This window comes from Cupriavidus basilensis OR16, assembly GCF_000243095.1.
Classification (GTDB): Bacteria; Pseudomonadota; Gammaproteobacteria; order Burkholderiales; family Burkholderiaceae; genus Cupriavidus; species Cupriavidus basilensis_D.
Map to the genome: position 1 here is coordinate 57,990 of NZ_AHJE01000035.1, position 26,552 is coordinate 84,541.

The following is a 26,552-nucleotide window of genomic DNA, read 5'->3' on the forward strand; positions in this document are numbered from 1 at the left end:
GGCTGTTTTGCCGTCTGACAAGCACCGCGTTATCTGGCCGGCGCGCCCGCCAGTTTCGCGGCGATGAACTGCAGCGCCAGCCCGTACCCCTGGGTGCCGAAACCCGCCATCACCGCCTCCGCGATATCCGACAGGTAGGAGTGGTGGCGGAACGCCTCGCGCTTGTGGACGTTCGAGATATGCACCTCGACGAAGGGGATGGCAACGCCGGCAAAGGCGTCGCGGATCGCCACGCTGGTGTGGGTGAACGCGCCCGGATTGATCAGGATAAAGCTGACACCCTCGGTGCGCGCCGCGTGGATGCGATCGACGATGGCACCCTCTCCAGCTGGACGGCCTGCAGCCGCAGGTCGGCCTCGACATCGGCGAGCGTGGTCGAGCCGTAGATCTGCGGCTCGCGCGTGCCCAGCAGGTTCAGGTTGGGCCCGCGCTGCGCGCAGCTTTGGCGATGGCTTCAGTCAGGCGCAGATTCTGCAGCCCGTCGTGCACGGTGACAAGGGGCACGGCGGCGCCGCGGATCACGTCGCAGAAATGCGCGAGCTGGCCTGGAAAGGCTTGAACCCACAAGCGGTCCTGGTCGTGCGCATAGGTCTTGAGCCACATGGGCTCAACGTCACCTTTCTGATAGCGCAGACAACCCCAGCGAGGCCACCGCGCCCCTTGAACGGGCTCCGGATCCGGTCGCTCTTTGCAACGGATCGGGTGCCATCCCGCTGGTAGAAACCCGGCTTTTGGGCGTGCACCGCGCAATCTGCGCGAATAGCGCGCAAATTGCGCGAATTTGCCTTGTCTGCGGTCGAGGGATCGCTTAATTTCCAGGCAACAATGACTGGAGACGAAATTGGCTACAACCCTCAATGACCGTGACCTACACGGCAAGCGCCAAACCAAGAAGGCGACCGCGAGCGGCTGGATCGGCTCGGCACTCGAATACTACGATTTCTTCATCTATGCGACGGCGGCGTCGCTGATCTTCCCCCAGATCTTCTTCCCCTCGGGCAACCCCAAGGTCGCCATCGTTGCTTCGCTGGCAACCTACGGTGTCGGCTATATCGCCCGGCCCATCGGCGCCCTCTTCCTGGGCCACTGGGGCGACACCCACGGGCGCAAGAACGTGCTGGTGCTGTGCATGTTCCTGATGGGCTTCTCGACCGTCGCAGTCGGCCTGCTGCCGACCTACGGCCAGGTCGGCATGCTCGCCCCGGTGCTCCTGGTTATCCTTCGCCTGATCCAGGGCTTCGCGGTCGCCGGTGAAATCTCCGGCGCCAGCTCGATGATCCTGGAGCACGCGCCGTTCGGGCGCCGCGGCTACTACGCCAGCTTCACGCTCCAGGGCGTGCAGGCCGGCCAGATCCTGGCCGCCGCGGTCTTCCTGCCGCTTGCGTACTACATGCCGTCGGACGCGTTCAATGCCTGGGGCTGGCGCATTCCCTTCCTGCTGAGCGCCTTCGTGCTGGTGGCCGGCTTCGTCATCCGCCGTGAAGTCTCCGAGACGCCAGCGTTTGCCAAGGAAGCCAAGGCTGGCGAAGTGGTGCGTTCGCCCATCATCGAAGCCTTCAAGTTCAGCTGGCGCGACATGATCCGCGTGGTGTGCATGGCCCTGATGAACGTGATCCCGGTGGTGGCCACAATCTTCGGCGCGGCCTATGCGGTGCAGCCGGCGTACGGCATCGGCTTCGACAAGAGCCTTTACCTGTGGATTCCGGTGGCAGGCAATATCCTCGCGGTGCTGGTCATTCCGATTGTCGGCAACCTGTCCGACAAGATCGGCCGCAAGCCGCCGATCGTCGTCGGCGCGCTTGGCTCGGGGTTGTTGTCCTTCGTCTACCTCTACGCCATCAGCATCCATAACGTGCCGCTTGCCATCGTGGCATCGCTGCTGATGTGGGGCATCGCCTACCAAGGCTATAACGCGATTTTCCCGAGCTTCTACCCCGAGCTGTTCCCGACGCGCTCCCGCGTCTCGGCCATGGCCATCGCGCAGAATATCGGCACCGCCGTCACCGCCTTGCTTCCCGCGCTGTTCGCCACCGTGGCGCCTCCGGGATCGGCCAATATCCCGCTGACGGTCGGCGCGATCACCTTCGCCGTGACGATCGTTGCGGCCCTGGCGGCCCTGAGTGCCCGGGAAACCCACCGCATCCGCATGAGCGAACTCGGCGAGCCCAACGCCGTTCCCATGGACAAGCAGGACTACGACCGGCTGCGCGCCGAGGCCATGGGCGAGGCAAAGCTGGCCCGCGCGGCCACCTGAACGCAGCACGGCCTGGCTAGAGCGCAAAGAGCGCCGGTCCGCGGCGGACCAGCGCTCTCTGAAGCCAGGTTCTCCCGCCGTCGCCCGTCACCCGTCACCTGCTTTCACCTGATGTCGGTGCGATCGCACGCACCCAAGGGGTGCCCATTTCCCCGAAAGCGCTGAAACACAAAAGCACGATTGAATGACGAGGCCCGTGCTTTAAAAAAAATCAATATCCATATTGAAATCCACATGAAAAGTATCTGGAGGAGTATCGACATGAACAAGAAAGCCGCCGCCCTGCTCGTTCTCGGGAGCGCCGCCCTGCCTGCATTCGCCCAGCAATCCGGCGTCACCCTGTATGGCCTCATCGACACCACCATCCGCTACGCCACCCACGCGAACGCCGCCGGCAACAGCAAGTGGGAAATGACCGATGGCGAACTCACCGGCAGCCGCTGGGGCCTGCGCGGCACCGAAGACCTCGGCAACAACCTGAAGGCCTTTTACATCCTCGAATCGGGTTTCAGCCCGGATACCGGCAGCAGCCAGCAAGGCGGCCGCCTGTTCGGGCGCACCGCGGTGATCGGCCTGGACGGCGATCTCGGCAAACTTGCGCTGGGCCGGCAATACACGCTCGCCCACGAAATCCTGTCCTCCTACGAGGCCATGGCCTTCGCCAACAACTCCATCGTCGGCTACCAGGGCGGCAACTACACCGGACTGCGCTACGACAACACCATCAAGTACATCAAGTCCTTCGGCGCGCTGCAGGCGGCGGCGGCCTATACCTTCGGCGAGGTGGCGGGCAGCATCAAGGCCAGCAACGCGGCCGCGGGCTCGCTGGTGTACAGCAGCGGCCCCATCGAAGTGGGCACCGTCTACCAGGTCACGCACGATGTCTCCTCCGCCTTCTTCGGCGCCGTGCCGGCCGCGCAGGCCAGCAAGCAAACCGTGTGGGGCCTGGGGGGTACCTGGAAGGCTTCGCGCGCGCAGTATTACCTGGGCTATACCAACAACCGCCTGGATGTGGCCGACTACCGCAACAACGTAGGTTATATCGGCACGCGCGTGAACATCACCGAGGCCTTCAGCTTTATCGGGACCTTCCAGTACGACTGGCTCAAGCATGCCGGCGAGAGCGGCAAGCGCATGACCACCGCGGGCATGCTGGACTACAACTTCAGCAAGCGTACCGACGTCTATGTGGCAGTGGATTACACCCACCTGAGCGGCGCCTGGATCCCGCTGAACAGCTCCCCGAACTTCAACAACAGCGGCAATATGTTCGGCAACACGACCCGGCTGGGCTTCATGGCCGGCCTGCGCCATAAATTCTGAGGCGCGTAGCCAGACATAAGCAGGCAAGCAGATAAACAGACAAGAATACAGACAAGAATACCGACAAGACTCGCATGTTCGATATCCTGGCGATCATCGCGCCAATCTACATCCTCATCCTGATCGGATTCGCGACGACCCGCGCCGGGCTGTTTGCCAAGGCCGACATGCGCGTCTTCGGGAAATTCGTGATCAACCTGGCATTGCCGGCGCTGCTATTTCGCGCGCTGTCGCAACGCCAGGTTGGCGAGATTCTCAACGTCAGCTACCTGCTTGCCTACTGCGTTGGATCATGGGCGGTGATCGGCCTGGGTTATGCCTGGTGCCGGCACGTCAGCCGGCTGAATCCGGCTACCAGCGCGTTCTATGCGATGGGCATGTCGTGTTCGAACAGCGGCTTCATCGGCTATCCCATCGTCCTGTTGACGCTGGCGCCGGTGGCGGGCGTTTCGCTCGCGCTCAACATGACGGTGGAAAACCTGCTGGTGATTCCCTTCCTGCTCTTCATGGCGGAGCGTAAACAGGGCGGCGCCGGCCAGTGGCAAGCGTTGGGCAAAGCGCTGGCCCGGCTGATCTGCAACCCGCTGATCCTTGGCTTGCTCGCGGGGCTCGCGGTGTCGGTGCTTGGCTTGACAGTGCCCGCGCCGGTCACGCGCACCGTCGATACGCTGGCAACCGCCTGCAGTGCGCTCTCCCTCTTTGTCATCGGCGGAACGCTGGTCGGACTGCCCATGGGTGGGCTCGGCTCGCGCATCGCGCCGATTGTCGTGGGCAAGCTGGTGCTGCATCCGTTGTGCGTTTTCCTGGCGATCACGACGCTGCCGATGCTCGGGCTGCCCGCGATCGATCGCTCGCTTGGCGCGGCGGCCGTGCTGATGGCGGCCATGCCCATGATGGGCATCTACGCCACCCTGGGCCAGGCCTACGGGCAGGAAGATTTCAGCGCGGTGACCTTGCTGATCACAACCATCGCTTCGTTCTTCACGCTGAGCGCCTTGCTCTTTTTGCTTGGCGCCTTTCACGCGCTCCCCTGACACGCTTGCCGGGCGCAGTGGCGCCGGTCGGGCCAGCGAGCGTCAGAGCACCCGCATGATCGAGATCGCGGTGTCCTGCAGCACTTGCAGCACGCGCTCCAGCGCCTGCTCGGCGGTCTCGGTGCCGATCTGCATATTGACGCTGAGCGCGGCGATCACCTTGCCGTGACGGTCCCGCAGCGGCACGGCCACCCCCCGCACGCCGATCTGCAACTGTTGCTCGACCAGCGCATAGCCCTGGGCGCCGGCCTTCCTGACCTCCGTGAACAGGCGGTCGTGCTGCATGATGGTGTAAGGCGTGTAGGGCGTGAGCACGCAGTCCTCCAGCCAGGCCTTGACTTTATCCTCCGGCTCCGAGGCCAGCATCATCACGCCGGCCGACGCCAGTGGCGCCGGCACGCGCGCGCCCAGCACGAAGCCGGTACTCATGACCCGGCTGGTGCCGGTCCGGCAGATGAACACCAGCTCCCAGTCATCCAGCACGCTCAGGTAAGCCGGCTCGCCAACCGCGGCGGTGATCTGCTGCAGGAAAGGCTGCACCGTGCGCGGCAAACGGGCGGAGTCGAAATAGGACCAGCCCACTTTCAGCACGCGCGGGCTAAGGCTAAACCGCGTGCCGTCGCTGGTGGTGTAGCCAAGGTGCTCCAGCGTCAACAGGTAGCGCCGCGCCGCGGTGCGCGTCAGGCCCGTCAGCTGGGCCGCCTGCGTGGGCGTCAGGCGCGGATGGTCGTTATCAAACGCCTCCAGGATCGCCAGGCCCTTCTCCAGCCCGGCAATCCAGTCGCGCCGGCTCAATGGTTCTTTATCCATAGTGGAAACCCTAGTCCCGAGCGACAGTCGCTCGCATTGGCGCGATTATCGCACGTCTACGCGCGGATTGCGCTTGTTGCGGTGCGCAAACGGTCCTAACCTTGCTCTACACGAAGCGCGCGCTCGTCCGGACCATCGCCAAGCCCCACCCGCGCGCCCGGCGGCGCGGCAGTGCGAGGCGCGCGCATCCGCCTCCCCCTACCCAACCGATCACCCGAAGCATGCACGCAGGATTTGACATGGAACCCGCAGCCTGGCGCCACCCGAAATCGATCGCCACCGTATCGCTCTCCGGCACCTTGCCGGAAAAACTGGAAGCAGCCGCGGCGGCCGGATTCGACGGCGTCGAGATCTTCGAGAACGATCTGCTGAATTTCGACGGCTCCCCCGCCGACGTGCGCCGTATCGCGGCCGATCTCGGACTGGCTATTCCCCTGTATCAGCCCTTCCGCGATTTCGAGGCCATGCCCGACGCGTTGCGCACCCGTAATATGGCGCGCGCGGAGCGCAAGTTCGACGTGATGGAGGAGCTGGGTGCGCCTATGGTGCTGGTCTGCAGCAATGTGCAGGGCATCGCCATCGACGATCCCGCTCGCGCCGCCGCCGACCTGCGCGCCATGGCCGAGGCCGCTGAGAAGCGCGGCCTCCTGGTAGGCTTCGAGGCGCTGGCCTGGGCGCGCCACACCAAGCTGTGGCGCCAAGCGTGGGAGATCGTGCGGCAGGCGGACCACCCCGCGCTCGGCCTGATCCTGGACAGCTTCCACACCCTCTCGCTGGGCGATACGCTGGAAGGCATCGACGCGGTGCCGGCGGAGAAACTGTTCTTCGTGCAACTGGCCGATGCGCCCAGGATGAGCATGGATGTGCTGTCGTGGAGCCGGCACTACCGCAACTTCCCCGGCCAGGGCGATCTTGCCGTCACCGAATTCGCGCGCGCGGCCATTGGCGCGGGCTATCGCGGGCCGCTCTCGCTGGAGATCTTCAACGACGAGTTCCGCGCGGCGCCCGCGCGGCTGACCGCGCAGGACGGGCTGCGCTCGCTGATCTGGCTCGAGTCCGAGGCCGGTGGTCCCGCCCTGCCAGCGGCGCCGGATTTCGGCGGCATCGACTTCCTGGAGTTCGCGGTGGACTACGTGGCCGGGCGCGAGCTCGGTGAGCGCCTGCGTTCGCTGGGCTTCGTCCGCGCCGGGCGCCACCGTTCCAAGGCAGTGGACCTGTACCGCCAGGGCAGCGTCAATATCATCCTCAATGCCGAGCAGGACAGCGCCGCCGCCGAGCATTTCCAGCTGCACGGGCCATCCGTCTGTGCGCTGGGGCTGAAGGTGGACGACGCCCAGCGCGCCATCGCCCGCGCCCGTGCCCTGCTATGCAAGGAATGGCGCGAACGCATCGGCCCGGACGAGCGCAGCATCCCCGCGGTGCGCGCGCCGGACGGCATGCTGTTCTACCTGATCGACGAACAGGGCTCCGGCCGCAGTATCTACGAGAGCGATTTCCTGTTGGACGATTGCAGCGCCCACGGCACCGGCGTCGGCCTCACGGCCATCGACCATATCGCCCAGGCCCTGCCCCCGCACCGGCTCGACAGCTTCGTGCTGTTCTACAAGACGGTGTTCGGCCTGCAGGCGGAGGCGCTCCATGAAATCGCCGATCCCTATGGCCTGGTGAAGAGCCGCGCCATGGTCAGTCCCGGGCAAAACATACGGATTCCGCTCAACGTCTCGGAAAGCAGTGGTTCGTCACCGCCTATGCCGGCTCGGGCATCCACCATATCGCCTTGCGTACGCCCGACCTGAGCGCAACGCTGGCGCAGATCGTTCCGGCCGAAGCCGCCATGCTCCATGTGCCCGACAACTACTACGACGATGTCGGCGCGCGCCTCGGGCTGGACGACGCGCTGCTGGCACGCCTGCGGCGCCATCAGCTGCTGTACGACAAGGATGCCGGCGGTGAATTCCTGCATGCCTACACCGAGCCGTTTCACGACCGTTTCTTCTTCGAACTGGTGCAGCGCGACGGCTATCTCGGCTTTGGTGCGGCCAACGCCTCGCTGCGCATGGCGGCGCAAGCCCTCGCCAGCCGCAGCCGTCCGCTGCGGCCGGCCTGAGGCTGGCCACGCGCGCCGTTCATTCATTGGCATATTGAAACTGGAACTGGAGTTTCCCATGCAAGATCCCTGCATCATCTCAGTCGCCATCACCGGCTCGGTACCCCGCAAGAAGGACAACCCCGCCATCCCGATCTCGGTCGGCGAGCAGATCGAGAGCACCCACGAGAGCTTCGAGGCAGGCGCCACGCTGGTGCATCTGCACGTGCGCGACGAGGCCGGGAATTCCAGCTCGGATCCCGCACGCTTCGCCGAACTGCAGGAAGGCATCCGCAAGCATTGCCCAGGCATGATCGTGCAGTTCTCCACCGGCGGGCGCGGGCGGGCCATGGAGCAGCGCGGTGCCATGCTCGACCTGCGCCCGGACATGGCCTCGCTGGCCACGGGTTCGGTCAACTTCCCCACCACCGTCTACGAGAACCCACCCGAGTTCGTGCGCGCGCTGGCCAAGGCGATGCGCGATTACGACATCAAGCCCGAGATCGAGATCTTCGACCTGGCGATGCTCTACAACACGGCGGACCTGGTCAAGGAGGGCTTGCTGCTGGCGCCGGCGCACGTGCAATTTGTGCTCGGCATCAAGAATGCGCTGCCGGCGCGCAAGGAAATCCTCGAATTCCAGGTAGCGCAACTGGCCAAGGTACTGCCCGGCGCGACCTGGACCGCGGCGGGCATCGGCCGGCACCAGTTGGAGGTCAATCACTGGACGCTCCAGCTCGGCGGCCACTGCCGCACGGGCCTGGAAGACAATGTGCGCTGGGACAAGGACACGCTGGCCGCCAGCAACGCCCAGCTGGTTGGCCGGGTGGCGGCGCTATGCGCGCAGTACGGCCGCGCCGTGGCCACGCCGGAAGAGGCGCGCCGGTTGCTCGGCCTGGCATGAGCGTTTTGGCATCCGCAGCCGGCAATCCCGCCGCCGCCCCGTTTTGATCGCCGCGCATCTCGTGCTACCGTAGAGTAGACCGGATCCGGAGCCGAAAACGGCTCAACGCAAACTTGGATTTCGATAATCTCTTCTTCGTGGGCTTCATGGGAGCCGGCAAGACCACCATCGGCAGGACGGTGGCGCGCCGGCTCGGGCTGCCTTTTTTCGATTCCGACCACGAAATCGAGGCGCGTTGCGGCGTGCGGATACCCACTATCTTCGAGCTGGAAGGCGAGGAAGGCTTTCGCGAGCGCGAGACCCGGGTGCTGGACGAGCTCAGCCAGCGCAGTGGCATCGTAATGGCCACCGGCGGCGGCGCCGTGCTGCGCCCGGAAAACCGCGAGATGCTGCGATCGCGCGGCTGCGTGATCTACCTGTGCGCCTCGCCCGCCGAGCTGTGGCACCGCACGCGGCGCAACCGCAACCGCCCTTTGCTGCAGGTCGCCAACCCGCGCGCCACGCTCGAGGCGCTGTTCCAGGTGCGCGACCCGCTGTATCGCGAGACCGCGCACCTGATCATGCCCCCGCATGGCGACAGCGTGGCGAATGCCGCCGGCCGCGTGCTGGAGCGCCTCGGGTTAAGCGAGCGGGTTTTGCCGCCTGCGCTCGATCCCTGAGCCCGCCCGGCGCCGCGTGCCGGTAACGGCACTATTCCCCGTCGCCGCCGACCTCAGTGGTGCATGCCCCAGCGACGCACGGTCACACGCTCCAGGGTCTTGAACACCAGGTTCTCCACCAGCAGCCCGATCAGGATCACCATGGCCAGGCCGGCGAAGACGCGGTCGGTGTACAGCTCATTGCGGTTCTGAAAGATATACCAGCCCAGCCCGCCCTTGCCCGACGACGCGCCGAACACCAGCTCGGCCGCGATCAGCGTGCGCCAGGCAAAGGCCCAGCCGATCTTCAGGCCGGACAGGATGGCCGGCAGCGCGGCGGGCACCAAGATCAGCAGCACATAGCGCAGCCCGCTCAGGCCGTAGTTGCGCCCGGCCATGCGCAAGGTGGCCGGCACCCCGCGAAAGCCCGCATAGGTATTGAGCGCGAGCGGCCACAGCACCGAGTGGATCAGCACAAACACCAAGCTCTTGCTGCCGAGGCCAAACCACAGCAGCGCCAGCGGCAGCAGCGCAATGGCCGGCAGCGGGTTGAACATGGCGGTGAGCGTATCCAGCACGTCGCGCCCCAGTTCGGTGGAGACCGCCAGCGTGGTCAGCACGAAGGCCATCACGATGCCGCCAGCATAGCCTTGCAGCAGCACCGAGAGCGAGATGCCGGCCTTGGCCAGCAGCTCGCCGTTGCCGATGCCCGCGACGAAAGCCCGCGCGGTGGCGAGAAAGCTCGGGAACAGCAGATCGTTGTCCTGCACGCGGGCGATGAGTTCCCACAGGCAGGCCAGCGCCACCAGGATCAGCATCTTGCGCAGCCAGCCTTGCTGCCACAGGCGCTGCGGCCAGGGCAAGGCGCGCGCGACGGGCAGCGCGGTGAAGGGTTCCAGTACGCGCTCGTACTCCGCGCGGACCACCGTGGTGGGGCAAAGAGAGGTTGTGCCCGTGCTTGTACTCGTCATGGTCGATCCTGGCAGGCGTTCAGCGCGCCCGCGCGGTGCGCGCCGGCGACGGCGCCGGGTGCGGCGCCTCGTCGAACAGCAGATGGTGGATGCGCTGCGCGGTGGCCTGGAACTCCGCCCCGCCCTGGCTGGCGAGATCGTACTGGTGGCTGTTGAGCTCGGCGCGCACGCGTCCCGGATGCGGCGACAGCAGCAGGATGCGGCTGCCCACCCAAGGCGGCGTCGTGCCACAACGTCAACAACTGAAGGGCTCGTCCATCAGCAGCACCTTGGGCCGCATCGCCAGCGCGCGGGCGATGCCCACGCGCTGCTTCATGCCGCCCGACAGGGTATGCGGATAGGCATCGGCAAAATTCGCCAGCCCCACCTTGTCGAGGAAATGCAGCGCGCACTCCGACGCCTCACGTCGCGATATGGCGCGTGAATGCATGAGCGGAAACATCACGTTCTGCCGTACCGTCTTCCATGGCGGCAACTGGTCGAACTCTTGGAACACCACGATGCGGTCGGGGCCGGGCGCACTGACGGGCGAACCCTCCAGCCGGATCTCGCCCTCGCACGGCGCAACGAACCCCGCCACGGCCTTGAGCAGGGTCGATTTGCCGCAGCCCGACGGGCCGAGCAGCACAAAGCGATCGGCCGCATGGACATCGAAGCTGACCTGGTGGGTGGCACGCACCACGCGCTCGGGGGTGCGGTATTCCAGCGAGACGCCGTCGACCTGCAACAGCGGCGCAGGGGCGGCGCGCGCGGAAACCACGCGTAGCGGGGAAGGTTGCACGGCCATGTCAGCTACCCTGCGCGGTGACCGGATCCTGGAAGAAATAATCCTGCCAGGATTTTGGCTGGTTGCGGATGGCGCCTACCCGGTGCATGAACTCGGCCAGCGCAAAGGTGTTCTGCGGCGCGACCTTGAACTGCACCTGCGGGTTCTTCAGGATCCTGAGCAGCAACGCGCGATCGATCTTGGCCTTGTTGACACGGATATACAGGTCGGCGGCGGCTTCCGGATTGGCGGTGGCGAACTTGGCCGCCTCGGCCAGCGCATCGACAAAGGCGCGGTAGGTCTTGGGGTTGTCGTTGCGGAACTTCTCGGTGGCGTACAGCACGGTGGCCGAGCTGGGGCCGCCCAGCACGTCATACGAATTCAGCACGATGCGCGCATTGGGATTGCCGGCCAGCTCCTGCTCCTGGAACGGCGGGTTGCCGAAGTGGCCGCTGATCTCGGTACCACCGGCGATGATGGCGGCGGCCGCGTCGGGATGCGGCACCGCCACCGTCCACTTGTCCAGCCGGTTGAACTCCTTGTCGCCCCACTGCTTGGCAGCGGCCAGTTGCAGCACGCGCGACTGTACCGATACCGATACCGCGGGCAGCGCGATGCGGTCCTTGTCGGTGAAATCGGCAAGGGTCTTGACCTTGGGATTATTGCTGACCAGGTAGTAGGGGAAGTTGCCCAGCGATGCCACGCCCTTCACATTTTGCTTGCCGTGCGTGCGGTCCCACACCGTCAGCAAGGGGCCCACGCCCGCGCCGGCGATATCGATGGCGCCGGACAGCAGCGCATCGTTGACCGCCGCGCCGCCGGAGAGCTGGGTCCATTCCACCTTGACGTCCACGCCCTGCTGCTTGCCGTGCTTCTCGATCAGTTGCTGGTCGCGCGCCACGTTGAGCAGCAGGTAGGCCACGCCGAACTGCTCGGCGATGCGGATCTTCCCTTCCGCGTGGGCCGCGCCCGAGGCCGCCATGCCGGCGGCGAGCGTCAGCGCGACGACACCACGCGGCCAGCGGGCGGAGAAAAGACGGGAACGTAGCACGGACATGCGGGACTCCGGTGGATATGGTGGATTCGGTGGATACAGTGGGAAGCGGGCCAGGCCCGCCCGGCAGCGTGCGATGCGTGCCGCTCAGACGGGCAGATCGCCTTCGATAGTCGTGCGGTACATCACGCGGCGCATGGCCTGCGGGCATCCTGCTGCCAGATGCAACGTCGAGCGGTTGTCCCAGAACACTAGGTCGTGCTCCTGCCAGGCGTGGCGGTAGATATGCTCGGGCTTGACGCTATGCGCGAACAGTTGCGCCAGCAGGTCGCGGCTTTCGTCTTCGGGCAGCCCGGCGATGCGCGTGGTGAAATGCTCGCTGACGAACAACGCACGGCGGCCGGTCTCCGGGTGCGTGCGCACCACCGGCTGCAGCACAGGGGCCACCTGCGCGATCTGCTCGGGGGTCAGGTTGGGACGCCACGGGCTGCGCTGTTGCAGCTCGGCGTATTTGGCCAGGTAGGTGTGCTCCGCTTTCAGCCCTTCCACCTTCGCCTTGAGATGCGCGGGCAGCGTTTCCCAGGCCAGGTGCATGTTGGCGAACAAGGTGTCGCCGCCTTCGGCCGGCAACTCCTGGGCGTGCAGCAGCGAGCCCAGGCTGGGTTTTTCCTTGTACGAGAGGTCGGAGTGCCAGAAGTGCCCGGCATCGCCTAGCCCGATCGGCTTGCCGTCCTTGAGCACATTGGAGACGATCAGGATCTCGGGGTGATTGGCGAGCTGGAACTGGTGCAGCACATGGATCTGTAGCGGGCCGAAGCGGCGGCTGAATGCGATCTGCTGCGCGGGCGTGATGCGCTGGTCGCGCAAGACCACTACGTGGTAATCGAGATGCGCGCGGTGGAGGCGGGCGAAGTCGTCCGCGGACAGCGGCTCGGCGAGGTCCAGGCCGACGATCTGCGCACCCAGCGGCGCATCGAAGGGATGGATCTCGAACCGGGCGCTGCCGGCGAAGGCAGCGGGCGCGGTGGCACGGGAAGTTGAGGCGGGGTGGATTCCAATCGTCATGGCAGGCTCTTGAGCGGGAGACCGAAAATGCATAGCTGAACGCGCGCGGCGAGGCGCCTGGCCGCTTACGGCAATAGCCGAGCCTGCACCGCTTGTTCCTAAGCTTTGCACTGTAGTGATCCCGGGCTGGAGCGGTCAACGAATGTAATCGCTGCCGCTTATTCGCTTACCGCATATTGGCGCCTCGGGTGATCTCAGCGTAATCTCAGCGTGCCGGTGCGCCGCAGCTGCGGCGGCAAGGCACGTTCGCCGTATCGGGCCGCGCGTCCGCGACGAAGCCGTCGCGATTTGGCATGCGCACCCGTGGCAACGTGCGCGCATCCAGCACGGCATCCGCCGGCACAATGCCGTTCAGGTGCAGCAGATAAGCGGTGACCGCATAGACCTCATCCGCCTTGAGGCTTTGCGGCGCGTTGTACGGCATGGCCCGGTTGATGAAGTCGAACACTGTCGTCGCATACGGCCAGAAGCTGCCGATGGTCTTCAACGGTGGCTTGCCGTTCGCGCCACCGCCTTTCAGGCTGCCGTGCCCGCCTACCAGCGCATCGGCCGGCTTCCCTTCTCCTTTCACGCCATGGCACGCGGCGCACTGGTTCTCGTAGACCTGCTTGCCAAGCGTCACGCTGCCGCCGCCTGGCGGCAGCCCGGCGCCATCGGGCGCGACATCGATGTTCCAAGCGGCGAGATCGCGCTCGCTGGCCAGCAAGCCAACGCCATAGGTTTGCGCCTGTGCCTGCGCGCAGACCGCGGCCATCGCCAGCACCGCGGCGGCAATGTGGGGACGGTGAGATTCAAGCGCGCGCATTGGCAATGCTCCCGTCGGCGCTAACGCGCCAGGCTTGTATGGCGTTGTAATGATAGGTGGACTCATAGCCGCGTGCGGCCACCAGTTGATCCGGCAAGGGCTGCACATTGCCCGCCTCGTCGATGGCGCGGCTTTGCAGCACGGCGGGGCCGCCCTCCCAGCGCCAAGGCAGGTGAAAGCGCGTTAGCGCGCGATCCAGCACGGGATCCTGCAACTGCGCCTCGCGCCAGTTGCGCCCGCCGTCCGCCGACACGTCCACGCGCCGGATGCGGCCGTAGCCGGACCAGGCGAGGCCGGAGATTTCGTAAAAGCCCTTGTCGCGCAGCCGGTGGTCCGGCGCGGGAAAGGTGATCACGGACTTCACGTCCATCATGAAGGTGAACTGGCGCGCGCTGCCGTCCGGCAATGCGTCCGTGTACTTGGAGGTCTCCTCGCGCGTCATGAAGGGCTCGCGGCCGAGCTTGAGCCGGCGCAGCCATTTGATGCTCATATTGCCCTCGAAGCCCGGCAGGAACAGCCGCAGCGGATAGCCGTGCTCGGGCCGCAGCATCTCGCCGTTCTGCGCGTAGACCAGCAGCGCGTCTTCCATCGCCTTGGCCATCGGCACGCTGCGCGTCATGGTGGCGGAGTCGGCGCCCTCGGCCAGCAGCCAGGCGGCTTCCGGGCGTGCGCCCACCTCTTCCAGCACGACCGCAAGCGGCACGCCCGTCCATTCGCAGCACGACAGCAAGCCGTGGCTGATCTGCACGGAAGCGGCGCTGGGCGCGCGCCATTCGCGCCCGGTATTGCCTGAGCATTCCAGGAAGTGGATGCGCGAGACCGATGGCAGCCGCACCAGGTCGTCCATGGTGAAGATGCGCGGGCGGTCCACCAGGCCATGCACCGCGAGGCGGTGCCGCGCCGGATCGATCTGCGGGATGCCGGCGTGATGGCGCTCGAACACCAGGCCCGTCGGCGTGATGATGCCGCGCAGGTCCTGCAGCGGCGTCATGGAGGAGTTCGCGCCCGGCATCGGCGCGGGGCCGCGGTTGCGCCGGATCACATTCTTCTCGAACTCCGAGGGCTGGCCGTAGGCGCGCCACAGCACCGGCTCGCCGGGCGTACGGGTCCATGGCGGCACCGTCAATACTTCTGCCCGGGCGGTGGCGGGCACATCGGTTGCGAGCGCGCCCGCGCCAAGCGCCACGCCACCCAGGCCCGCGCCCTGGCGCAGGAAGCGGCGCCGGCCGGGCTGCGGCTGCCCGTTCTTTTCGTTGTTGTTGGTCATTGGCTCAGGCCTTGTGCATTTGGCACATAGCGAAAATGGCGCACTCTATGCCACCGCGCCGCCTCACGGAACGAAGGAAAGCGCATGCCTATATGCGTTGCCGCGTCGCCATCGCCATCTGCGGTGCATATGCGCGCAGGCCATATCCAAAGCCAAAAACATTCGTTCTGCCATGCCGATGGCGCCGCGTATCTTGAGAGCCGTTGGTGGAATTCTTCCCCACGAGCACAGGACACAGGACCACATCCAAGATGGCAATCACGCGACGTACCCTTCTTAAACGCCTTGCAGTGTCCGGCCTGGGTGCCGCCGCGTCGGCTGGCCCGCTCAGCGGTTTTAGCGCGTCGGGCGCGGCGCGGCCGGACGTGATCCGCATTGGCGTGGCACAGCCGGCCACCGGCACGCCGCCCACTTTCGCGGGCAGCTCCATGGCCATCGCGCATGCGCGCGGCTGGCTGGAAGAGGCATTCAAGCCGTCCGGCACGCGCATCGAATGGCTGTTCTTCAAGGGCGCGGGGCCGGCCGTGAACGAAGCCATCAGCACCAACCAGCTCGATTTTGCGATGCAGGGCGACCTGCCCGCCATCGTGGCGCGCGCAGCGGGCCTCAAGACGCGGCTGGTGCTGGCCACGGGCGTGCGCACCAACATCTATATCGGCGTGCCGCCCGACTCCCCGCTCAAGACCGTGGCGGACCTGCGCGGCAAGCGCGTGTCGCTGTTCAAGGGCACCAATATGCATCTGCCCGCGCTGCGCCTGCTCGAAGCCAACGGCCTGGCCGAGAAGGACCTGCGGTTGCTGAACCTGGACACCGCCGGCTACCTGGCCGCGCTCACCACGCGCGATATCGACGGCGCCATCGGCGCCATGGATATCCTGCGCCTGCGCGACAAGGGCGCGGTGCGCATCCTGTACTCCAGCAAGAACCAGTCGCCGATCTACACGCGCCAGAGCCATGTGCTGGTGACCGACGCGTTCGCCAGCAAGTACCCCGAAGCCACCCAGCAACTCGTCAAGACCGCGGTGCAGGCCGCGCGCTGGGCCTCCGACGAAAAGAACCGCGAAGACGTGCTGCGCACCTGGGCGCGCGCCGGCACGCCCTATGAGCACTGGAAAGAAGACTACGAAGGCGAACCGCTGCGCGTGCGGCTGAACCCGAACTTCGACCCCTTCCTGGTGACCCGCTACAAGGATGCCGCCGAGCAGGCTTATCGCCTGCGGCTCTCACGCGCGAAGTTCGACGTGGACCAGTGGATCGACCCGAGCTTCCTCAAGGCCGCGCTGAACGACCTGAGCCTGCAGAGCTATTGGCCCGTCTACCAGCCCAACGGCAAAATCCTCGGAGCCTGACGCGATGGCAGCCAACGAGACCCTGGCGCTGCCGTCCGTGGCGGGCGCCGCCCCCGCCCATAGCGGCAAAAGCCTGCGCGGCTGGCGGCCCACCCGGCAGCACGGCGCGTGGTTGCTGGCCTGGCCGGTGCCGCTGACGCTGCTGCTGGCCTGGTACGTGGCGGCGCGCTTCGCGTGGATTCCGCCACAGGTGCTGCCCGCCCCCGCCACCGTCTGGCACACGCTCACCGAGCTGTACCAGAGCGGCGAGCTGCAGGCCAACCTGGCCGTCAGCGCATTGCGCGTGGCGGGCGGCTTTGCGCTGGGCCTGGCCGGCGGGCTGGCGCTGGGCGTGGCGATGGGCCTGTCGCCCAGCTTCCGCGATTACGTCTATCCCACCTTCAAGGCCTTCAGCCAGGTGCCCGTGCTGGGCTGGCTGCCTCTGCTGATGCTGCTGGTCGGCATTGACGAAGCGCTCAAGATCATCCTGATCGCCAAGGCCTCGCTGGTACCGATCGCGCTCAATACCTACAAGGGCATCCAGAACGTGCCCACGCGCTATATCGAGGTGGCGCGGGTGCTGCGCTTCACGCGCTGGCAGTTGCTATCGCGGGTGGTGTTTCCCGCCGCCGCCGCGCCGATCTGGAGCGGCGTGCGCTACGGGCTGACGCACGCGTGGCTGGCGCTGGTGGTGGTGGAGTTGCTGGCCTCCTCCGAAGGGCTGGGCTACATGATCGTGTACGGCCGGCAGCTGTTCCAGCTCGACATGGTGATTGCCGCGGTGATCGTGGTGGGCGCGGTGGGATTCGCGCTGGACAAGGTGCTGGCGCTGGCCGAGCGCGCGGTATTGCGCTGGCGCAAGCCGGGGCTCTGAGTTGCGGCGCAAAACAACAGCAAAGGAAAACAACATGGCCGATGCCGCCACGACGCAGGTCACGAATCCCCTCAACCCGCGCTCCCTTCGCCTCCCGCGCGCGTTGCGCGGCTGGGTCCTTCCTATCGGCCTGATCATCCTGTGGTGGGCCGCGGTGCGCTTTGGCTGGAGCACATCACCGCTGCTGGTGCCGGTGTCCAAGGTCTGGGCCACGGCGGTGGAGCAAGTGCGCAGCGGCGCGTTGCTTGCCGCGCTGTCGGCCAGCCTGTGGCGCGACGTTGCCGGCTTCGCGCTGGGTGCCAGCGTGGGCCGGCAGGTGCTGCTGCGCGTGGTGCTGCCGTCGGCCTCGCCGTCGATCTTCGCCGGCATCCACCTGGCACTGATCTACGCCTGGCTGGCCACGCTCGGCGCCGAGTACATGCTGGTGTCCGGCAAGGGCATCGGCAACACCCTGACCGATGGCCGCGAGAATTTCTGGATGGACCTGGTGCTCTTCGGCGTGATCGTGGTCGGGCTGGTCGGCTTTACGCTGAACTGGATCGCCAGCCGCATCGAGCGCCGCCTGCTGGCGTGGCGCGGGCGCTCGGTTGCCGCCTTCTGATCCTGAACCCATTGCTTCTGAACCCATCCCGGAGACCTGTCATGGCCCGAGCCGGCACGCTCAACATCGCGCACCTGCGCAAGCAATATGAAGTCAAGGGCGAGCCCCTGCCCGTCCTCGAAGACATCACGCTGTCCATCGCCCCCGGCGAGTTCGTCAGCATCGTCGGCGCCAGCGGTTGCGGCAAATCCACGTTGCTGCGGCTGGTGGTGGGGCTGGAGGAGGACTACAAGGGCGAGATCCTGCTCGACGGCAAGCGCGTGGTGGGCACCAGCCTGGACCGCGGCATCGTGTTCCAGGAGCACCGGCTGTTCCCGTGGCTGACGGTGGAGCAGAACATCCGCACGGCGCTGCTCAACGCCAAGCTTAGCGAGGCCGACAAGCGCCGCACGGTGCGCGAGCATATCGCCCTGGTGGGGCTGGCCGGCTTCGAGACCGCGTTCCCCCACCAGCTATCGGGCGGCATGTCCCAGCGCGTGGCCATTGCCCGCGCGCTGGTCACGCGCCCGGAGATCCTGCTGCTCGACGAGCCCTTCGGCGCGCTCGACGCCCTGACCCGCGCTTACCTTCAGCAAGAACTGCATCGTATCTGGCAGGCCGAAGGCATCACCATGATCCTGGTCACCCACGATGTCGAAGAAGCCATCTACCTGGGCGATCGCGTGGTGGTGATGGAGCCGCGTCCCGGGCGCATCCGGCGCATCCTGCCGGTGCCGCTGGCCCATCCGCGCGACCGCGCCGCGCTGGGCTTTGCGCGCGTCAAGGATGACGTGCTGCAGGAATTCACCGGACGGCTGGCCGATCTCGCCGAAGCGCCCATCAAGCGCGATGCCGCGGCGCAATACACCGACCGGCTGCCACCCAATATCCAGTTCGCGATCTGAACCGCATCCTTGGCCCACAGGAGAAGCCCAAATGACCCAGCAGCAATCCGCAGCACAAGTCACGCTAGACATCCACCCGGTAGCTGGACGCATCGGCGCCGAGATCCGCGCAATCAAGCTGGCGCCAGACCTCGACGCCACCACCTTCGGCGCCGTGCGCGCCGCGCTGCTGCGCCACAAGGTGCTGTTCTTCCGCGACCAGGATCACCTGGACGATCAAGCCCATGAGGGCTTTGCCAGCCTGTTCGGCAAGCCAGTGCCCCACCCCACCGTGCCGTCACGCGACGGCACGCAGTACCTGCTCGAACTCGATTCCGGGCACGGCGGGCGCGCCAACTCCTGGCATACCGATGTGACCTTCGACCTGGCCTACCCGCAGGTGTCCGTGCTGCGCGGCGTGGTCATTCCCGCCGCCGGCGGCGACACCGTATGGGCCAATACGGCGGCGGCCTACCAGGACCTGCCCGAGGCATTGCGCGAACTGGCCGACAGGCTCTGGGCGCTGCACACCAACGACTACGATTACGCCGCCACCCGCAACACGGTCAGCACCGATGCCATCAAGCGCTATCGCGAAGTCTTCACCGCCGCCATCTACGAAACCGAGCATCCGGTGGTGCGCGTGCATCCGGAGACCGGCGAGCGCACGCTGGTGCTGGGGCATTTCGTGAAGAAGCTGCTGGGCTATTCGTCCTCCGACTCGCAGCATCTGGTTTCCGTACTGCAGGATCACGTGCATCGCCTGGAAAACACCGTGCGCTGGCGCTGGCGTGCCAACGACGTGGCAATCTGGGACAACCGCGCCACCCAGCACTATGCGATCAACGATTACGGCGACGCGCACCGGGTCGTGCGCCGCGTGACCATCGCAGGCGATGTGCCGGTCAGCGTGGACGGACGCCGCAGCGTATCGGTGAAGTCGGGAGCGCCCAAGCCAGCCGAGCCGGCCAACCACGCGGCGCCGGCGCGCGCCGCCGCATAAGGGAGCCACGGATGAGCCAACCCGCGCATAAGCGCCAGCTCAGGCTCGGCGCCTTCCTGCAAGCCACCGGCCACCATGTGGCCGGCTGGCGCCACCCCGGCGCGCAAGCCAACGCCGGGCAGAATCTTGCGCACTATGTGCGGCTGGCGCGAAGCGCCGAGGCCGCGCAGTTCGATACGATCTTCCTCGCCGACGGCGTCGCAATTCGCGCGCTTGACGACGCCACCCTGCCCCGCACCGCGCGCGCCGCCAGCTTCGAGCCGCTCACGCTGCTCTCGGCGCTGGCCGCGGTGACCGAGCGCATCGGCCTGGTGGCCACCGTCTCCACCACCTACAACGAGCCCTTCCATGTCGCGCGCAAATTCGCCTCGCTCGATCACCTGAGCGGCGGCCGCGCCGGCTGGAATGTGGTCACGTCGTGGTCCGACGCCGAGGCCCGCAACTTCAACCTGGACAAGCACCCCGAGCATGCGGATCGCTACGCGCGCGCCGAGGAATTCGTCGATGTGGTGACCGGTTTGTGGGACACGTGGGAGGATGACGCCTTGCTCTACGACAAGGAGAGCGGGCTGCATTTCGCGCCGGACAAGTTGCACGCGCTGGACCACCACGGCAAGCATTTCCAGGTACGCGGGCCGCTCAACGTGTCACGCCCGCCGCAGGGCCATCCGGTGATTGTGCAGGCGGGCTCATCGGAGGCCGGGCAGGAGCTGGCCGCGCGCACGGCGGAGGTCATCTTTACCGCGCAGCAGTCGCTGGAGGACGCACAGGCCTTCTACCAGGGCCTGAAAGGCCGGATGGCGCGCTATGGCCGCGCGCCCGACCAGCTCAAGATCATGCCGGGCGTGTTCCCCGTGATCGGGCGCAGCGAGGCCGAAGCAAAGGAGAAATTCGAGGCACTGCAAAGCCTGATCCATCCGGCCGTGGGGCTGGCCCTGCTGTCGCAGAACCTGGGCGGCGTGGATCTCTCCGGCTACCCGCTCGACGGGCCGCTGCCCGATGACCTGCCCGAGCCCAACGGCGCCAAGAGCCGTTTCCAGCTAGTGACGGGGCTAGCCCGGCGCGAAGGACTGACCATTCGCCAGCTCTACCTGCGCGTGGCTACCGCGCGCGGGCATTGGTCCATTCATGGCACCGCCGAGAGCGTTGCCGACCAGTTGCAGGCGTGGTTCGAAGGCGGCGCCGCCGACGGCTTCAACATCATGCCGCCCTGGCTGCCGGGCGGGCTCGACGACTTTATCGGACTGGTGCTGCCTGAGCTGCGCCGGCGTGGGCTGTTTCGCGAGCGCTATGCGGGCAGCACCTTGCGCGAGCACCTGGGCCTGGCGCGGCCGGCGCATCCGCGCGCGTCTGGCGGCACGCGGCGGGTGGCCTGAGCGTCGGGCGCGCATGCGCGCTCAGAACACGTGCTTCATCCCGACCATGGCGCCAAGCTGGCTAGCACCGGGTGTGGGATTGGTGCCCGTCCCCGCGTTGGTGACCGACAGCGCAAGATTGCCGCCATTGTTGATGAAGCCAGCGGTGCCGTAGACGGACGTGCGCTTGGTAAAGGCATAGACTCCGCGCGCGGCGAACAGCCATGCCTTGTCGGCGCTGTTGTGATAGCGCAGGTTGAACACTTCGCCGTCGACGCTGAAGGCCGGCGTCACCTGATACGTCACGCCGCCGTAGAACATGTCGCTCACGGAGGTCGGGCTGGCCCTGTTGTCCCGGCGCAGCCAGCCCAGGCCGATCTTGGTGTCCTTGTTGACCAGCATATAGCCGTTGAGGGACAGGCGGTCATCTGTCAGGCTGCTGCGGTTCAGCCCGGCGAAGGCGCCCGGGCCGCCGCGCAGCGAATCGTAAGCGGCCGCCACGCCCCAGGTCGCAGTGTCGTACTTGAGCATCGCGGACCACTCGCGGCAGGCGCGCTGGTCCGCCGGATTCTCCCCGGCGCAGTTGGTGCCCGACGGGCTCGGGCCCGCGTTGACCGTATCGCGGCCGAAACTGTAGGTGGCGCCAGCGGTCAGGCCGCCAAACGTTCCCTTGTACGAGATGGCGTTATCCGTGCGCGCGTTGGGGATATAGCTATCCAGCGAGCCCGAGCCGAAGGCGTTCGGCCCCAGGATGTCGGCATCGGCCATGGCCCAGAACAGCATGGTGTACTGGCGGCCCAGCGCGACCTGCCCCCAGTTACCGGAAAGCCCGACCAGGGCCTGGCGGCCGAAGAGGCGTCCACCCTGGTTGCTGGTGCCGCTATCGGGCGCAAATCCGGACTCCAGCCAGAAGATGGCCTTCATACCGCCGCCCAGGTCCTCGGTGCCGCGCAAGCCCCAGCGCGACGGCACCGTGCCGGTCAGGTTCGGCATGCGAAAGACACTGTCCTTCGCCGCGCCGATATGGGAGATGTACTCCACACCCGTATCCACCACCCCATAAGCCGTCACGGCCTGCGCCGCGGCAACCACCGGGATCGCTGCCGCGATGGCTGCGACCGTATGTCCAAGTTTCATTGTCATCCTCCCGTTTATTCTAAAGTTCGGGGCAAGCCGGGGGCCTGCCGCCCAACGTCGGCACGCTATGGCGTGTTCTATCTGGTACCGCTCAGTGCGCGGCGATATGTGCCGCTTGCCCGCCAGCCGCCGGGGACCGGCCAAGCAGGCCGACACTCGCGATGGCGACCAGCAGTGGCAACGCGAAGACGTAGTACAGGTTTGAGGTAGGCCAGCCCGCGTCGACCAGCGCGCCGGCGACCAGCGGGGCCAGCACCGCGCCGAAGCGGCCCATGCCGATCGACCAGCCCATGCCGGTGGTGCGGTTTTGCGCCGGATAGAGAATGGGCGCGTAGGCGTACAAGCCGACCATGCAGCCAAAGATGCCACCGCCGATGAACAGGGCCAGCACGAATGCCACCGACAAGGTATTGGCGTACATGCCAAACGCCACCAGCAACAAGGCGGTCAGGACAAAGCAGCTCCACAGCAGCGGCTTGAGCCCGATGCGCGCGGCGAGAAAGCCAAACAAGGTGCCCCCCACGATGCCGCCAACGTTGAGCAGCACGCCGCCGGTAATCCCCTGCTGCGCCGACATGCCAGCCGCCACCAGCAGCTTCGGCGTCCAGCTCAGGACAAAGTAGAAGCTGAACATCACCAGGAAGAACGAGGTCCAGATCATCAGCGTCTGCATCGCGAGGCGGCCGCCAAACAAGCTGCGAACCCCGCCCTGGGCTAGCGTCTGCCCGGCGGCGCGCGCCGGCATGTCGGCAATGCGTTCGCGCCCCATGCCGGCGAGGAGCTTGTTGAGCTTGTCGAGCGCGCCGGCCGGGCGCTTGGCAATCAGGAAGTCCAGCGATTCGGGCAAGCGCGCCAGCACGGCCGGGATCATGGCCAGCGTGACCAGCCCGCCGAAGACGAAGACGCTGCGCCAGCCGTAGTGCATCAGCAGCACGCCGGCAATGGCGCCGCCGATGGTCGCGCCCACCGGATAGCCCGTGGCCTGCAGCACGATCGCGGTACTGCGCCACTTGTCGGAGGCATACTCGCCGGTAATGACGTTGATGCTGGCCAGCATGCCGCCGATGCCCAGCCCGGTGATCGCCCGCATGGCCGCCAGCTGGGTCACGCCCTGTGCGAACGCGGAACAAAGCATGCCCGCAGAAATCGTCACCAGGCATAGCAGGATGACGGGGCGGCGCCCAAGCCGGTCGGCCCATGGCGCCAGGAACAGCGATCCTGCCGCCATGCCGAACAACCCGGCGCTGAGCAGGACGCCAATCTCCTTGCCGCTCAGGTGCCAGTCGGCCGAGATATGCGAGGCGGTGAACGCCATCGCCAGTACGTCAAAGCCATCGAGCATATTGAGCACGATGCAGATCGTTACCGCCAGGATCTGGAACCGGCTCATCTCGCCTTGGTTGATGGTTTCCCTGATGTCGAGCTTCATTGTCTACCTCCATGTCATTATTCTGATTTACCTGTTCAGTCCGATCGATCCGTTCCGCAAACGCCCTGCTCGCACGATGTCTGGATCTCCACGCCATTGGCCGACAGCGCCTGCACCACCGTCTGGTCCGGCGCGACATCGATCACCAGCCCGCTGCTCTGGACCTTCACCTGGAACGCCCCGGCGACGGCGCCCGGCACCTCGGGCGCGGCAAAATACTCGCGGTGGAGATTCGCCTCCGGCCAGCCGGCCTCCTTCGCTTGCCGCAGCACCGCGTCCATGAAGCCGGCGGGGCCGCACACATAGAGATGCGTCTGCGCGCCGGGGGCGGCGAGCAAGCGCGGCAGGTCGGCACGATGGCCCGGCGGCTCGTCGAAATAGAAATGCGTGCGGTCCCGGAGATCGTCGTGCGCAAGGCGTTCGCGGAACGCCGTGTGCGTCGCCGTGCGGGTGCAGTAGTGCAACTCGAACGATGCGCCGGATTGCGCCAGGCGCTGCGCCATGGCGAGGATCGGCGTGACGCCGATGCCGCCGGCGAGCAGGAGCGAATGCGCGGCGCCGGCAGCCAGGGGAAAGTGGTTCTTTGGCTCGCTGATTTCCAGCGTGGCGCCGACCGCCAGCGCGTGCATGGCCACCGACCCGCCCCGGGAGGCCGGGTCGCGCAGCACGCCGATCTGGTAGCGATGGGTCTCGGCCGGGTCGTTGCACAGGGAGTACTGGCGCACCAGGCCCGGCCCGATCCGTACGTCGATATGGGCGCCCGCGGTGAATGCCGGCAGGGTGCCGCCGTGCGGCGCTACCAGCTCGAACACGGCGATGCCCGACGCCGCGTCGGCCTTGCTCGCGATCCGGACCTGCATCACGCGCCCTCCGCCTGCCCGGACTGCTCTTGCTGCAGCAGGCGATCGAGGATGCGGCGCGCCTGCACGCCGCCGGCATCGATATTGAGCTTGAGCAGCTTGCGCTCGGGGTTGGCCAGGATGTTGCGTTGCTGCGCCTCCAGCATCTCGAGGTCTTCGGCGAAGATCTTGCCCTGCCCGTCGCGGATGGTTTCGGTCAGTTGCGCGTCGTCTGCCTTGAAGTTGCGCGCCATGCCCCAGAAGTACCAGATCGAGGTCTCGGTTTCCGGCGTGATGAAGTCCACCACGATGCTCGACGCCTTGTGCTGCGGCTCGGCGTGATAGCCGCCCTTGCCCGCGTGCGCCACGCCCACCTCGATCATGACGTGGCTTGGCGGCGTGAAGCGGCAGATCTGCCAGCGGTCGCAAGGCACATCGTCCGCGAGGCCATTGCCGCGCAACGCCGCGGCCCAGAACGGCGGCGGCATGATGCCCTCCATATGCCGGCCGGTCACGACCATGTCGCCTTCGACCTTGGTGGCCGGTGCCGACTCTTCGATCTCGGCCTGCCCGATGCTGGAGGCATGGACGTAGGTCTCATGGGTCAGGTCCATGAGGTTGTCGATCATCAGCCGGTAGTCGCAATGGATGTGATACAGCCCGCCGCCGTGGGCCCAGTCCGCGCTCACGGCCCACTCCAGATGCGGGATCGTGGCCGCGTCGGCCAGCGCGGCGTCGCCGGGCCAGGCCCAGACAAAACCGTAACGCTCGACGGCCGGATAACTACGGATCGACGGAAACCCGCCGACGCGCTGCCCGGCCATCCTGGCGCATTTGCCGTCGCGTCCCATGGTCATGCCGTGGTAGCCGCAGACCAGTTGCCCGTCGCGGACGAAGCCCAGCGAAAGCGGCGCGCCACGGTGCGGGCAAAAGTCCTCCAGCGCGGCGACGTTGCCGTCCTCGCCCCGGAACAGCACCATTTTTTCATTGCAGATCGTGCGGCCAAGCGGCTTTCCCGCGAGTTCGTCCGGCGTGCAGGCCACGTACCAGGTATTTTTCAGAAACATAGCGATCCCCTCCCTGGCGCCCGATCGCGCCAAGGTTCAGTGACTTACGAAAGTGGGTTAGGTCAGGCTGGGCGGCCCGCGCGGCGAATCAGGCTGCCGCCGAGCACCTGCGACATCGCCTGCTGGTTCTGCATGGCGATCTTGAGGTTACGGTTGGCGATGCGGCTGTGTTCGCGCATCAGCGCTTCGGCGCGGGCGCCCTCGCGCAGCTCGATCGCCTCGACGACCGAGCGGTGCTGCGCCTGTGCGAGCAGCAGCATTTCGCGCGCGCTTTCATCGATGGACTGGACCATCACGAAGGCGCTCGCGGAGGCAAACGGGATGTTCGTCACTTTCTCGATCTGCCGTGCAACCAGCGTGCTGCCGGCCGCTTCGGCCAGCAACTGGTGGAAGCGCGCGTTGAGATCGACATAAGCGGAGAATTTGACCGCGGTCAGCTCGCCGGTGAGCGCCGTGTCGATGTGCGTGATGCAGTCGCGCAAGCCGCTCAGGATGGTCTGGCCGACGCCGCGCTCCGCGGCAAGCCGGGCCGCCATGCCTTCCATCGTGCCCCGCAGTTCGATCGCATCGCTGATTTCACTTTCGGCGAAGGAGCGGACCGCAAAGCCGCCGGACGGGATGGGCTCGACCAGGCCTTCGTCCTGCAAGCGGATCAGCGCCGCCCGGATCGGCGTGCGGGAGACGCCGAGGCGCTCGACCACCCAGAGTTCGGAGATGCGGGCGCCTGGCGCGAGGTCGCCACCGAGGATCAACTCCCGCAATCCAAGCAGGGCCCGCACCGCCTGGGAAGCGCTGGCGCCGGCTTTGTTGTCGCTGAGGTTGTCGTTGTCGGTCTGCATGATGTGTTGCCTCTACTTGTGGGGGCGAGCGTGTCCGGTGACGCAAGTTGGCCGCTCTTGAATACAGATTGTATCCACAAGAATATGGCCAGACAACGTGAAAGCTGGAAACTTAGGGTAAACGTCGATAAAACGCAGAAAACCTGGAGAATAATGAAGATTTTGACGCCAGATTCGGATGAAAAATCGACTGCACCGAACACGTTGTATACAACGAAGAATCAAGGCCTGGCGGGGAAAAACCGGCCACCCGCGACGCCGGAAACAAGCGTCACGCTGCCGCACAAACAAAAACGACCC

23 protein-coding genes and 3 pseudogenes are annotated in these 26,552 nt (G+C 66.4%); 12 read left to right on the plus strand and 14 right to left on the minus strand.

Features of this window, described 5'->3' with window-relative positions; genetic code table 11:
* Positions 1-29: 29 nt before the first annotated feature.
* Both OR16_RS13480 and OR16_RS13485 read right to left on the minus strand, forming a co-directional pair.
* Positions 30-418, minus strand: a pseudogene (locus tag OR16_RS13480) (type II 3-dehydroquinate dehydratase).
* On the minus strand, positions 415-603 hold the full coding sequence (locus tag OR16_RS13485; RefSeq protein ID WP_006158510.1) for a Gfo/Idh/MocA family oxidoreductase: 189 nt from the start codon (positions 601-603) through the stop codon (positions 415-417). The pseudogene OR16_RS13480 and the gene OR16_RS13485 overlap by 4 nt, the downstream one beginning before the upstream one ends.
* Positions 604-841: 238 nt before the next feature.
* Between OR16_RS13485 and OR16_RS13490 the strand changes: the two genes are divergently transcribed.
* From OR16_RS13490 to OR16_RS13500, 3 genes are all read left to right on the plus strand, one after another.
* Complete coding sequence (locus tag OR16_RS13490; RefSeq protein ID WP_006158511.1) at positions 842-2,254, plus strand: MFS transporter; 1,413 nt, start codon at positions 842-844, stop codon at positions 2,252-2,254.
* A 261-nt stretch (positions 2,255-2,515) separates the two neighbouring features.
* A complete protein-coding gene (locus OR16_RS13495; RefSeq protein WP_006158512.1) occupies positions 2,516-3,577 on the plus strand; it encodes a porin in 1,062 nt (353 codons plus the stop codon).
* A gap of 74 nt (positions 3,578-3,651) precedes the next feature.
* The gene (locus OR16_RS13500) at positions 3,652-4,611 is read left to right on the plus strand and encodes an AEC family transporter (protein WP_006158513.1); all 960 of its coding nucleotides are present in this window, start codon (positions 3,652-3,654) and stop codon (positions 4,609-4,611) included.
* A gap of 42 nt (positions 4,612-4,653) precedes the next feature.
* Here OR16_RS13500 and OR16_RS13505 read toward each other — a convergent pair whose 3' ends face one another.
* A complete protein-coding gene (locus tag OR16_RS13505; protein WP_006158514.1) occupies positions 4,654-5,421 on the minus strand; it encodes an IclR family transcriptional regulator domain-containing protein in 768 nt (255 codons plus the stop codon).
* A 239-nt stretch (positions 5,422-5,660) separates the two neighbouring features.
* Here OR16_RS13505 and OR16_RS13510 point away from each other — a divergent pair.
* The 3 genes and pseudogenes from OR16_RS13510 (at position 5,661) to OR16_RS13520 (ending at position 9,070) form a co-directional block, all read left to right on the plus strand.
* Positions 5,661-7,528, plus strand: a pseudogene (locus OR16_RS13510) (bifunctional sugar phosphate isomerase/epimerase/4-hydroxyphenylpyruvate dioxygenase family protein).
* 58 nt (positions 7,529-7,586) lie between these two features.
* Positions 7,587-8,411: a 3-keto-5-aminohexanoate cleavage protein gene (locus tag OR16_RS13515; RefSeq protein WP_006158515.1), complete on the plus strand. Its 825-nt coding sequence runs from the start codon at positions 7,587-7,589 to the stop codon at positions 8,409-8,411.
* Positions 8,412-8,524: 113 nt separating this feature from the next.
* A complete protein-coding gene (locus tag OR16_RS13520; RefSeq protein WP_006158516.1) occupies positions 8,525-9,070 on the plus strand; it encodes a shikimate kinase in 546 nt (181 codons plus the stop codon).
* 53 nt (positions 9,071-9,123) lie between these two features.
* Here OR16_RS13520 and OR16_RS13525 read toward each other — a convergent pair whose 3' ends face one another.
* From OR16_RS13525 to soxC, 6 genes and pseudogenes are all read right to left on the minus strand, one after another.
* Positions 9,124-10,020 (minus strand): ABC transporter permease, encoded by an 897-nt coding sequence (locus OR16_RS13525; RefSeq protein WP_050982965.1) that lies wholly within the window; start codon positions 10,018-10,020, stop codon positions 9,124-9,126.
* A gap of 19 nt (positions 10,021-10,039) precedes the next feature.
* A pseudogene (locus tag OR16_RS13530) lies at positions 10,040-10,807 on the minus strand (ABC transporter ATP-binding protein).
* Position 10,808: 1 nt separating this feature from the next.
* Entirely contained in the window at positions 10,809-11,843 is a 1,035-nt protein-coding gene (locus OR16_RS13535) for an ABC transporter substrate-binding protein (protein WP_006158518.1), read from the minus strand.
* A gap of 84 nt (positions 11,844-11,927) precedes the next feature.
* A complete protein-coding gene (locus OR16_RS13540) occupies positions 11,928-12,845 on the minus strand; it encodes a TauD/TfdA dioxygenase family protein (RefSeq protein ID WP_006158519.1) in 918 nt (305 codons plus the stop codon).
* 205 nt (positions 12,846-13,050) lie between these two features.
* Positions 13,051-13,650, minus strand: coding sequence for a c-type cytochrome (locus tag OR16_RS13545; RefSeq protein ID WP_006158520.1), 600 nt, complete (start codon positions 13,648-13,650; stop codon positions 13,051-13,053).
* A complete protein-coding gene (gene soxC, locus OR16_RS13550; protein ID WP_006158521.1) occupies positions 13,637-14,917 on the minus strand; it encodes a sulfite dehydrogenase in 1,281 nt (426 codons plus the stop codon). The genes OR16_RS13545 and soxC overlap by 14 nt, the downstream gene beginning before the upstream one ends.
* A gap of 251 nt (positions 14,918-15,168) precedes the next feature.
* On the opposite strand from soxC, the gene OR16_RS13555 reads away from it, so the two are divergent.
* The 6 genes from OR16_RS13555 to OR16_RS13580 are packed head-to-tail and all read left to right on the plus strand — an operon-like array spanning position 15,169 to position 20,962.
* Positions 15,169-16,266, plus strand: coding sequence for an ABC transporter substrate-binding protein (locus OR16_RS13555; RefSeq protein WP_043419629.1), 1,098 nt, complete (start codon positions 15,169-15,171; stop codon positions 16,264-16,266).
* Between the two features lie 4 nt (positions 16,267-16,270).
* A complete protein-coding gene (locus OR16_RS13560) occupies positions 16,271-17,119 on the plus strand; it encodes an ABC transporter permease (RefSeq protein WP_006158523.1) in 849 nt (282 codons plus the stop codon).
* A 34-nt stretch (positions 17,120-17,153) separates the two neighbouring features.
* On the plus strand, positions 17,154-17,720 hold the full coding sequence (locus tag OR16_RS13565) for an ABC transporter permease (RefSeq protein ID WP_006158524.1): 567 nt from the start codon (positions 17,154-17,156) through the stop codon (positions 17,718-17,720).
* Positions 17,721-17,761: 41 nt separating this feature from the next.
* The gene (locus tag OR16_RS13570) at positions 17,762-18,604 is read left to right on the plus strand and encodes an ABC transporter ATP-binding protein (protein WP_006158525.1); all 843 of its coding nucleotides are present in this window, start codon (positions 17,762-17,764) and stop codon (positions 18,602-18,604) included.
* 31 nt (positions 18,605-18,635) lie between these two features.
* Positions 18,636-19,586, plus strand: a complete 951-nt coding sequence (locus OR16_RS13575) for a TauD/TfdA dioxygenase family protein (protein WP_006158526.1) — start codon at positions 18,636-18,638, stop codon at positions 19,584-19,586.
* An 11-nt stretch (positions 19,587-19,597) separates the two neighbouring features.
* On the plus strand, positions 19,598-20,962 hold the full coding sequence (locus OR16_RS13580) for an LLM class flavin-dependent oxidoreductase (protein ID WP_006158527.1): 1,365 nt from the start codon (positions 19,598-19,600) through the stop codon (positions 20,960-20,962).
* 21 nt (positions 20,963-20,983) lie between these two features.
* Here OR16_RS13580 and OR16_RS13585 read toward each other — a convergent pair whose 3' ends face one another.
* The 5 genes from OR16_RS13585 to OR16_RS13605 form a co-directional block, all read right to left on the minus strand.
* Positions 20,984-22,078 carry a porin gene (locus tag OR16_RS13585; RefSeq protein ID WP_006158528.1) on the minus strand — a complete coding sequence of 365 codons (1,095 nt, stop codon included), beginning with the start codon at positions 22,076-22,078 and terminating at the stop codon, positions 20,984-20,986.
* A 91-nt stretch (positions 22,079-22,169) separates the two neighbouring features.
* The gene (locus OR16_RS13590; RefSeq protein ID WP_006158529.1) at positions 22,170-23,507 is read right to left on the minus strand and encodes an MFS transporter; all 1,338 of its coding nucleotides are present in this window, start codon (positions 23,505-23,507) and stop codon (positions 22,170-22,172) included.
* A gap of 35 nt (positions 23,508-23,542) precedes the next feature.
* Entirely contained in the window at positions 23,543-24,367 is an 825-nt protein-coding gene (locus OR16_RS13595; protein WP_006158530.1) for a PDR/VanB family oxidoreductase, read from the minus strand.
* Positions 24,367-25,413: an aromatic ring-hydroxylating oxygenase subunit alpha gene (locus OR16_RS13600; RefSeq protein WP_006158532.1), complete on the minus strand. Its 1,047-nt coding sequence runs from the start codon at positions 25,411-25,413 to the stop codon at positions 24,367-24,369. The genes OR16_RS13595 and OR16_RS13600 overlap by 1 nt, the downstream gene beginning before the upstream one ends.
* Before the next feature lie 62 nt (positions 25,414-25,475).
* A complete protein-coding gene (locus OR16_RS13605; RefSeq protein ID WP_006158533.1) occupies positions 25,476-26,252 on the minus strand; it encodes a GntR family transcriptional regulator in 777 nt (258 codons plus the stop codon).
* Positions 26,253-26,552: the final 300 nt, after the last annotated feature.